4 protein-coding genes are annotated in these 6,833 nt (G+C 36.6%); all 4 read right to left on the bottom strand.

Annotation, left to right across the window (positions count from 1 at the left end):
- Positions 1-188, bottom strand: a 188-nt coding sequence (locus AB9K26_RS00125; RefSeq protein WP_369970528.1) for a hypothetical protein, incomplete at its 3' end; no start/stop codon positions are given.
- A gap of 120 nt (positions 189-308) precedes the next feature.
- A complete protein-coding gene (locus tag AB9K26_RS00120; protein WP_369970527.1) occupies positions 309-2,222 on the bottom strand; it encodes an OmpA family protein in 1,914 nt (637 codons plus the stop codon).
- An 18-nt stretch (positions 2,223-2,240) separates the two neighbouring features.
- Positions 2,241-3,140 (bottom strand): type IX secretion system membrane protein PorP/SprF, encoded by a 900-nt coding sequence (locus AB9K26_RS00115; RefSeq protein WP_369970526.1) that lies wholly within the window; start codon positions 3,138-3,140, stop codon positions 2,241-2,243.
- A gap of 105 nt (positions 3,141-3,245) precedes the next feature.
- On the bottom strand, positions 3,246-6,833 hold a 3,588-nt coding region (locus AB9K26_RS00110; RefSeq protein ID WP_369970525.1), incomplete at its 5' end, for a gliding motility-associated C-terminal domain-containing protein.

Here is a 6,833-nt window from a genome sequence, read left to right as displayed (position 1 = left end):
TTCGTGCCGTTGAGACTGTTGATGCCGCCCTGCTGACCAGATATCCAGGAATCTCCCGTCGCACCACCGCCATCGGTAACTGACCAGGTCGCAGGAATCTCCGTGTCAAATCCCTCCTGCAAATAGGTCTGTGATGTCGCTGTGAAAGCAAATACAAGCAACATTTTTATTAATAAATACTTTTTCATTTGTTGAGATTAAAGTCGTTAATTTTAGCTTTTTTGAATTATTATATATAAACATAAAAAGCTCTGCTTAGTGGACAGAGCTTTTTATGTTTATTTACAGATCATTTCTATTTAATAAAATTATTGTGCTTGAGGGTTTCCACTAACTATAATAAATTCTGATCTTCTGTTCATTTGGTGTTCTTCTTCTGTACAATTAGAGCCACAATCAACTTTAGGTTCATTTTCTCCTTTACCCATTCCAGATATCCTAGACTTGTCTATGCCCTTAGAAATCACATACTGTACAGTGGTTTTAGCTCTTCTATCTGATAGTCTTTCATTGTAAGATGCAGAACCTCTACTATCTGTATGTGAAGTTGCGTTAATTACTAAGTCTGGATACTTCTTCATAATCTGAACTAATTTGTCTAATTCAAAAGCTGCTTGAGCCGTAATATTAGATTTATCAAAATCAAAATAAATTGGATTTAATACAATTTCATTAGGCGTTACAATAACTTCAATAGGGTTCATCATAATCCTAACTTGTTCTTCTTCATTTTCAGAAGCTGCAATTTTCAATTTTTGACTTTCGTAATCTTCCATGACAACTTCAAGTTCAGATTCTTTTCCAGCCTCAACTATAAAATCAACCGTTCCGTCAGAGTTAGTAACTTTAGATATGACTTTATTTCCTTCTTCATCATATAATGTAACTGTTGCTGCATTAAGTGGTTCATCTGTTTCAGCATCAACGACTGTAGCAGAAATTAAAACATCGAATAAAGGTTGTAGCTTTTTAATTCCGTAAATATCATCGCTTCCTAGTCCTCCATCTCTATTTGATGAAACAAACCCTTCTCCAGTTTCCTCGTCAAGATTGAATGCAAAATCATCAGCACTACTATTAATCGGCAAACCTATATTTCTAACAGGTCCCATTTTATCGTCAACAACTTTAGAGAAAAACACATCCATATTCCCAAGTCCCAAATGACCATTAGAAGAAAAATAAAGTGTGTTATTACTACTTATGAACGGAAACATTTCTTGACCCTGCGTATTGACCTTTTGACCTAAGTTTTCAGGCTCACCCAAGGTGCCGTCAGCATTGATTGGAGCTCTATAGATATCAAATAAACCATATCCTCCTGGCATATCTGAAGAAAAGTAAAGTGTTTTTCCATCAGCACTAACCGAAGGGTTTTTTACTGAATAGTTTTCACTGTTTAGTGGAAAGCCTTCCACATTACCCCAAGTACTTCCAGATTTCTTCGCTTTAAATAAGTGTAGCAAACTATATCTAACTTTAGTAATCGAGTCTTTTTCATATTCTTTTTCAAAATAGCTTTCTCTAGAAAAATACATTGTTTTTCCATCTGGTGAAAATGATACAACACCCTCGTGATATCTTGTATTAATCTTATCTTCAACTAACGTTGCTGCTTGGTATGTTCCATCTTCATTCTTAGTAAGTTCGTAGATGTCTAGAAACGGTTCTTCATTCCAACCATAATTCTTACGGTTTGTATTTCTGGCTGAAGTAATGTAAAGTTTACCGTCTTTTAAAGTTCCACCAAAATCAGAGTACTGGGTATTGAACCCAAGATTTTGAATATTGAATTTCGAACCTTTATCAAGAATTTTAGGTAAGTAGTCAGGATTTTCCCTGAACTTAATGGCCCTATCATCACTTGGTCTCATCTGGGCAAATTTTGCCATTTGTGCATTTGATTCTTCATACTTGCCGTTAGCTTTTAACATTTGGGAATACTTGAAAATCATTTCAGGTTCCTCTTTAGTCTCAAGTGCCTTAGAGTACCATTTTTCAGCTTCTTCAGTATTGAAAATATTATAATATGATTCTGCTAATTGAGCATAAACGTAAGAATCTCCCTTGCCATCATCAATTAATTCCTTGTATTCTTCAGCAGCTTCAACAAATTCAAGTCTTGCAAAGTGCTTATCTGCTTTTTTTGTGTTTCTATTTTGAGCAATTAAGCTAAAGCTACTTAACGCTGCTATTGTAAAAAGTGTCAATAATTTTTTCATGATTGTTAGCTTAACTGTTTAGAAATATCTTGGTGAACGTGAAACCTTTTTCGGGAAGTTTAAGTCAAATAATAACATAAACTCGTGTGAAGCTGGTGCATACTTTTTAATGTCAGAAGTAACACTATCATAGGCATATCCAACTCTAACTGTAGGTGTGATTGCAAAATTGACAAGGCCTGAAAACGAATCGTCAAGTCTGTAAGAGGCTCCAACTTCAAACTTCTCAAAGAAAAGTGCATTAAGGTTTACGTCAAATGATGTAGGTGCATCAAATGCAGATTTAACTAAAAACGATGGTTTGATCTTTGTATTTTTTAATTCAAAAACATAACCACCAGTTAAAAAATAGTGTGCTGCTTCAGAACCCAATTTGTTGCCATTAGCGTCAAGATGAACAGAGTTCAATATATTGGGAACAGATAAAGCCAAATAATAATTATCTGTGTAATAGAATGCTCCTGCTCCAATATTAGGCGTGGTAGAACTGATGTTTTGAAAGAAATCATCATTTGGGTCAATCAGGTCTATATTAGCCAATCCAATATCATGAAATGTCGCACCCGCTTTAACACCAAAAGCTAAACGGTGTGCACCTCCCAATCTAAGTGTATACGAGAAATCTGCGTAGGCATTAGTTTCTTTTACAGGTCCTATTTGATCGGAAATTACAGATAGTCCAAGTCCAACTTTTTCTCCTACAGGTAAATGACCAAAAAAGGTTCCTGTTTCAGGTGCTCCATCAATACCAGTCCACTGTGTTCTGTATAATAATCCAAAAGAAAGATTCTCACGAGACCCTGCATATGCTGGATTTATAACATTCATGTTATACATGTACTGTGTGTATTGCGGATCTTGCTGTCCATACAATTGTGTTGTGATGAGCAATACAACAATAATATAAAGTTTTTTCATCTGTTAATTTTTAGTTGTTTTTAGTTGTTGAGCATGTTCAATATTAAATTGAAATTATTATTTACTGAACATGCTCTTTAATTGGTTTATGGTAATTTCTTCTTATTAATTTAATCTTTGTATGTAAACCCAAGCACTACGACGCTTACCATTTTGGTATTCCATAGTATAGAAATAAGTACCAACAGGTAATTCGTCTCCTTCATTGGTTTGACCAAACCATTCATTGGTATAATTTTCTTTAGAATAAACAAGTGTTCCATTTCTATTGAAAATTTCAAGTTTACTTACATCATAACTACTCAAGTCAAAAGTATCATTACTGCCATCTCCATTAGGAGAGATTCCTTGAGGAATGACGCAGCTATCAAGCTCAACAACTAATTGTTCAGCTTGTGAAGAACATCCTGTTAAATTGTTCGTTACAGTAATCTCATAAAGTCCTGCTGTAAGTACAGGTATTGTTAGGCTATTTTCTCCTGAAACGACTACACCATCAAGAGTCCAACTAATAGTCACATCACTTTCACTATAGTTGTTAGCTGTTGCTGTAACCTGAATTGGAACTGTAGCATTAGGACAAACTTCATAATCGACATTTGTAGAGAATGAAGTATCTGGTAATGGGTCTACAAGAAGCTCCATAGTTGTTGTTGTATAGCAATCAAATGCTATGTTGCTTTCAACTCTTACATAAATTGTTGCAGAAGGACTGTTATAGAATGCACTTGTATCGATAGCATTTGTGCCTAAATCAGCGTCTCCTTGAGTTTCATAGTAGCTAACACTAAAATCTGCTGGACTCTGACTTCCAAGAATATTCATGTCTTGGGATGCCAAGTCAAAAGCTGTAATACCATCAAAGTCGTCATCACATTCAGGATACACCACATTTGGATTAGCTGTTGGTGTTGGTCCAGAAATAATTAAATCAAAACTTGCAGTAATGTAACAAACAGTTGCATTAGCATTTTCAACTCTTACATAAATTGTTTGAGGATTAGAAATATTGGTATAAGGTGAACTTAAAGCTCCTATTCCACCCTGAGCATCAGCTAGAGTTAAGTGATACGTTACATTGAAATCAGAAGGGTTTTGAGTTCCCAAAACAACTGGTGTTTGGATTTCCAAATCAAAATCTTCAACTTCATCACCAGAGGCATCATCACAAGTAATAATATCGTCTAAAACAAATGATGAATCTGGCGTGGTATTCACAACTAAATCAATAGTAGTTGTTGAATAACAATCAAATGCTAAGTTACTTTCAACTCTAACGAAAAGAGTTGTTGACATACTGCTATATAACATAGAAGTATCTATAGGATTTGTTCCTGCTTCAGCATCTGCCAATGTTGTATAATAGGTAACCGTAAAATCCATAGGATTTTGACCACCTAAAATATTGGCATCCCTTGAAGGTAAGTCAAACAAAGCAATTCCGTTTCCACCACCATCACACTCAGGATAAATATCTGAATTGGCTGTTGGCGTTGGACCTGAAATTATCAAATCAAATGATGTTACTGCAGAACAAAATGTTGCGTTTGCATCTTCTACTCTAACATAAATTGTTTGAGGGTTGGAGATGTTCGTGTAAGGTGAAGCTATAGCATTAATACCTTGTTGAGCATCATTAAACGTTAGGTGATAGCTTACATTAAACTCTGAAGGGTCTTGAGTCCCTAAAACAATAGGTGTTTGAATTTCTAAGTCAAAATCCTCAACTTCATCACCAGAGGCATCATCACAAGTAATAATATCGTCTAGCGGATTCGCTACTACACCTGCTCCAAAAGTTATTGTGACTTCATCCTGAGCTTGAGATTGACATTGATCATCAAATGCAATAACCGTATAGGTACAAGACTCGGTAACAGTAAGGGTTGGTCCTTCTTCACCAGTAATGATAAATCCGTCACAATACCATTCATATCTATCAGCGAAAGGAGAATCTGCAACTATTTCAAAAGATGGGAAGTCGCATAGCTCTTGATCAATTCCTAAATCTACTTCAATCTCTGCTGTTACATTTCCATCTGTTGGATTGCCTCCATTTGTCTGGCTAATAGAAATCGTTCCTGGATCATCAGAAAAGTTTGTTACTAATAAAATATAGATTTCACCAGTCATGGCATTATCTATAGTCAGGTTTTCAGTAGATTGAATCGAATAACTACAATCCACGATATTTCCATAAGGATAAAAATTTGGATCACCAGTATTGTTTGGACAGTCTCCACCAGGATTTGGACAACCTAAATCTAAGTTTCCACATGCAGATTGTACATCAGCAAATGGTCCCCATAATACAAAGTCTACATCCAGTCCATTTCCACTATCGTCTGTTTGAACAATTTCAATTTCGATTAATCCAGGATCACCTATTTGGATAATGTTCCAAGTTGGATTTGGTGCTGAGAATAAACAAGCGATATCTGTTGGATCTGGGATACCGATTATATTAGATGTTACTAAAGCACCTCCGTCTTCACAGAAATTTTCAGCATTTTCACAAATAATATTTGTTGGCGCATTTCTAATACATAAATCAAAAGTACTTGTTTCTGAAACGCTTCCACCTGAAAAGACTCTAATGTAGTAAGTATTACCAACAACAAGTTGAGGGGTTACACTAGCATCGTCAGCAGAACAGTATAATTCTGTTAAATTATTACAAGCTCCTTCATAAACGGCATGATCTATATTAAATGTTCCGCCTGCTATATTTATCAATGAGATTAATTGGACTTCATTTTCCGCAACAAATTGGAACCAGACATCATCATCTGGATCGCCAGTACATGTGCCATCCGGAACACCTGAAGGGGTTGCTTCTATTAGTGTACCTCCTGTAAATAGCGTACAACTATCATCTGTATTTACTGCCGCAACAGTAGCGTTGCAAGGATTGTCATTGGCTGGAGGACACGCTAATAATTGTATCGGTCCGCTATTGATGACACAGTTCGGGTCTTGGTCGTTTGACACGGTCACTACCACGTCAACCAAGAAAGGGAACGGCCCTATCTGATAAACACCGGTTGCATTGACCGGTACAAGGGTCGCATCCTGGTTGTTGGATATGGTCAGCGACGTAGCGTCCCCCAAACTGGTGACATTGACATCGATCAGGAACTGGTCACCGCTTGCACAGTCATCTATCACTTGATAGGTAGCTACAGGGTTGATACAGGTAGCACATGAAACTGTATAATCAATTCCATCGGAACAACAAAAACTTCCAGATTCACAACTTACTGAACCATCAGATAAAATTTGAATAGTGATTGTATCACCTGGAGATTGGAAGGTCAACCCGGAAATATCCCCATCGTTACCTTCATCGTTATATAATTCTGTACCTGCACCATCCGTTATTAATAAAAAGTCAAAAGGAGCACCTTCAATTTCACCACTGTTAATAGTTAAATTTAATGGAGAGCCATCTGAACTCGTATATGTTAATGTTACTGAATCATTGTTACCATAACACAAAAATTCATTTATAGGACCCCCACCATTACAATCAACTATAGTATCTAAACATAGTTCCTGAGTCAATGGCGAGCTCGATATCTCGCAGTTCGCATCATCGTCATTAGCCACCGTGATCACCACTGGCGTGTTGTTGGCATAAGGACCGAACTGAAGCACACCGACCGCCGTAACAGTCTGTGGAGCGCTCCCCTG

It is taken from the genome of Psychroserpens sp. XS_ASV72 (assembly GCF_041224425.1).
Lineage (GTDB): Bacteria > Bacteroidota > Bacteroidia > Flavobacteriales > Flavobacteriaceae > Psychroserpens.
The sequence above is the reverse complement of the archived record's forward strand: the minus strand, read 5'-3'. Positions and strand labels throughout refer to the sequence as shown.